The organism is Sphingomonas bacterium (assembly GCF_903644055.1).
In the GTDB taxonomy this organism is placed as follows: domain Bacteria; phylum Pseudomonadota; class Alphaproteobacteria; order Sphingomonadales; family Sphingomonadaceae; genus Sphingomonas_I.
In genome coordinates this window covers 1-3,521 of record NZ_CAHJXD010000046.1, presented here as the reverse complement: position 1 = coordinate 3,521, position 3,521 = coordinate 1, and the positions used below count along the sequence as shown (strand labels likewise).

Below are 3,521 nucleotides of genomic sequence, written 5' to 3'. Positions count from 1 at the left end.
CGCGGCGATCGCAGCGTCCGCCTGCGACGCGGTGGGTGCGACGGCCGCCACGCTCGAGCGCCCCTTCAGCAGCGCCGGCACCGCCGCTCCACCATCTCCCGAAATCACCATCTCGCCGCGCCTCGGCACGCCCGGCGCGAAATCGAGCAGCGGGCGCTCGCGCTCCCAGCGTGCCCGATCGCCGATCGCGCCGGGCGAGAGGCCGAGGCCCGGTCCTCCGCGCCCGAACGTGCCTTGCGGGATCATATCGCGCGGCGGTGCCACGATGCCCGTTCTGCCCGGCATCATCATCGCCCTCCCGCCTACCGGTGGCGAGAATTGCGCAAGGATCAGCAGCGATCCCGGCCGCGCCTTCGGCGTCCAGGCAGCGGGACTTACGAAGCTGTCATTGGCGAAGCCGTCGTTGGCCATCGCCAGGGCGCGCGGCGCGGCGGTTCCCGCGAAGGGGAGGGGGGTGTAGAAAGCGAGGCTGACGCGCGCCGGCTCGACCCCCATCAGGTGCGCCAGCTCGGTCTGCGAATGATCGGAGACCAGCCAGCCCGGGCCGTCCACATCGGGAGGCCCGCCCTGCACGATCCGTTGCAGGCCCCGTGCGCCGTCGCCGCCTTCGGCCCCGGCCAGCCGCGCGGCGATATCGGCAAGGCCATATTGCGCGGCCGGGGCGGGGGGCAGCAGCAAAGTCAGGATCAACGTCACCACCTGCGCGACGAGAAGCCCGCCGAGCAGCAGCGCGAGAATCTGAAGCGCAAGCGGCGGGCCGCCGAGCCGTGGGCGTCGCAAATTCATGCGGGCAGCTCATGCCACGAAAGCGCCGGGATCGTCACGCTCCGCGTTCCCATGCGAATGTTGCAGGAAAATTTCGGCCTTTCGACGTCGGGTGCGCACCGGCGAAGCACGCGAGACATATGGCGAAAACGCATGGCTGGCATTCGACGTAGATGAACGCCATCATGCCGAACATGGATCTCGCCACCCGCATCCTGATCGTGGACGACGATCCCGGCATCCGGCGGCTGATCTCCTCCTTTCTCGACAAGCACGGCTTCCAGACCGCGACCGCCGCCAATCCGATCGAGATGCGCGAGAAGCTGGCCGTCGATCATTATGATCTGATCGTGCTCGATGTGATGATGCCGCGCGAGGACGGGCTGACCGCGTTGCGCTCGTTGCAGGGCAGGGACGCGCCCGCCGTGATCATGCTTTCGGCGGTTGGCAGCGACGTCGATCGCATCGTCGGGCTGGAAATGGGTGCCGAGGATTATCTCGCCAAGCCGTGCAATCCGCGCGAGCTGCTGGCGCGCATCCGCACCGTGCTGCGACGGCGCGAAAAGGGTGGCGCGCGATCGCCGGCCGCGCCCGCCGCCGCCGAGGACGTGCACGACCAGCGCCGCTTCCAGGGCTTCCGGATCGATATGGATATGCGGATGCTCTACGATCCCGACGATCGCATGGTGAACTTGACCGACGGCGAATTCCGCCTGCTGCGCGCGTTCGTCGAGCATCCGCGCCGCGTGCTGACGCGCGACCAATTGCTCGATTATGCGCGCGGGGAGGACAGCGATCATTATGATCGCGCGATCGACGTCCAGGTCAGCCGCCTGCGCCGCAAGCTCGGCGAGACGCGCGGCGGCGGCGAGCTGATCCGCACCGTCCGCAACGAAGGCTATCTGTTCACGCCGACGGTGGCCAAGGGGTGACGCGCTGGGGGTGCTCAGCCGCGCTTGCCGTCGAGGAAGCGGATCATCGCGGAAAAGTCGAGCCCGCCGTCGCCGGCGTTGACCATCGCCTGGTAGAGCGATTCCGCCAGGCTTCCCATCGGCACGCTGGCATCGGCCCCGTGCGCGGCCTCGACCGCGAGCTTGAGGTCCTTGAGCTGAAGCGCCGCCGCGAACCCGCCCCGATAGCCGCGATCGGCGGGCGTTTCGGGGCCGACGCCCGCCACCGGGCAATAGCTCGTCATCGACCAGCTCTGCCCCGATGCCTTGGACGAGATATCGTAGAAGGTCTGCGGATCGAGCCCCAGCTTCTCGGCGAGGAGGAAGGCCTCGCAGGTCGCGACCATCGTCGCGCCGAGCAGCATGTTGTTGGCGATCTTGGCGGCCTGGCCCGCGCCCGCAGCACCCGCGTGGATCACCGCCTTGCCCATCCTTTCGAGGATCGGCCGGGCGCGCGCGAACGCCGCCGCCTCGCCGCCGACCATGAAAGTGAGCGTGCCGGCATCGGCGGCCGCGATCCCGCCCGAAACGGGCGCGTCGACCATCGCGATGCCGCCGGCCGCCGCCTCGGCGATCACCGCCTTGGCCGACGCGACGTCGATCGTCGAGCAATCCATCAGGATCGCGTTTCGCGGCACCGCGCCGAATATCTCGCCGCCATAGACCTGACGGACATGCTTGCCCGCCGGCAGCATCGTCACGACGGCTTCGGCATCGGACACCGCGTCCGCGGCGGAGCGGGCGCGCGCGCATCCGGCCTCCTCGGCCCTGGCGAGCGCCGCGTCCGAAAGATCGAACGCCTTCACCCGATGCCCCGCCTTGACGAGGTTCGCGGCCATGCCGCCGCCCATGTTGCCGAGCCCGATGAAGCCGATCTTCGCCATCTTACTTTCCCGTCCAATTCCCCGCGCGCTTCTCGACGAAGGCCGCCATGCCCTCGGTCTTGTCGTCGGTGGAGCAGAGGCCGTTGAACAAGCGGCGTTCGAAGAGGATACCCATCGCCAGATCGGTCTCGAACGCGGCGTTGATCATCTCCTTGTTTCCGATCGCGGCGAGCGGCGGCATCGCGGCGATCGCCGCCGCCGTCTTCAGCGCTTCCTCGACGAGATCGGCGGCGGGGACGATCCGGCTGACCAGCCCCGAACGCTCGGCCTCGGCGGCGTCCATCATCCGCCCCGTGAGGCACATCTCCATCGCCTTGGCCTTGCCGACCGCGCGCGCCAGCCGCTGCGATCCGCCCATCCCCGGCGCGACGCCGAGCTTGATCTCGGGCTGGCCGAACCTCGCGGTATCGGCGGCGATGATGAAATCGGCCATCATCGCGACTTCGCAGCCGCCGCCGAGCGCGAAGCCCGCCACCGCAGCGATCCACGGCTTGCGCGTCCGGGTGATCTTTTCCCAATCGGCGAAGAAATTCTCGCCGAAGGCCTTGGCGAATCCCATGCCCTGCATCGCCTTGATGTCAGCGCCCGCCGCGAACGCCTTTTCGGAGCCGGTGACGACGAGGCAGCGCTGCGCGGGATCGGCGTCATAGGCCGCGAACGCCGCGATCATATCGGCGAGCACCTGCGGATTGAGCGCATTGAGCGCCTGCGGGCGATTGATCGTGACGAGCGTCACCGCATCGCGCCGCTCGACGAGCAAGGTTTCATAGTCGGCCATCTTGTCTTCCTCTTAGATTCCGTTTGGCGGCACCGGCCCGCTAGAGTCTGTCCTGTCGATGTTCAACTTCGTCACCCCGGCCTTGAGCCGGGGTCCCGCTGCTTGGCCGACGCTGAAGAAGAAGCGGGACCCCGGCTCAAGGCC

The 3,521-nt window shown here is 68.4% G+C and carries 3 protein-coding genes and 1 pseudogene; 1 reads left to right on the top strand and 3 read right to left on the bottom strand.

Features of this window, described 5'->3' with window-relative positions; genetic code table 11:
- Positions 1 to 786: pseudogene (locus HUU94_RS01950) on the bottom strand (hypothetical protein); the annotation flags it as partial.
- Positions 787 to 938: 152 nt separating this feature from the next.
- On the opposite strand from HUU94_RS01950, the gene HUU94_RS01945 reads away from it, so the two are divergent.
- Positions 939 to 1,697 carry a response regulator gene (locus HUU94_RS01945; protein ID WP_254601872.1) on the top strand — a complete coding sequence of 253 codons (759 nt, stop codon included), beginning with the start codon at positions 939 to 941 and terminating at the stop codon, positions 1,695 to 1,697.
- Positions 1,698 to 1,711: 14 nt separating this feature from the next.
- Here the strand turns inward: HUU94_RS01945 and mmsB are convergent, their stop codons facing one another.
- Both mmsB and HUU94_RS12715 read right to left on the bottom strand, forming a co-directional pair.
- Positions 1,712 to 2,599 (bottom strand): 3-hydroxyisobutyrate dehydrogenase, encoded by an 888-nt coding sequence (mmsB, locus tag HUU94_RS01940; RefSeq protein ID WP_254601870.1) that lies wholly within the window; start codon positions 2,597 to 2,599, stop codon positions 1,712 to 1,714.
- 1 nt (position 2,600) lies between these two features.
- Positions 2,601 to 3,377 (bottom strand): enoyl-CoA hydratase-related protein, encoded by a 777-nt coding sequence (locus HUU94_RS12715; RefSeq protein ID WP_254601868.1) that lies wholly within the window; start codon positions 3,375 to 3,377, stop codon positions 2,601 to 2,603.
- Between the last annotated feature and the right edge of the window lie 144 nt (positions 3,378 to 3,521).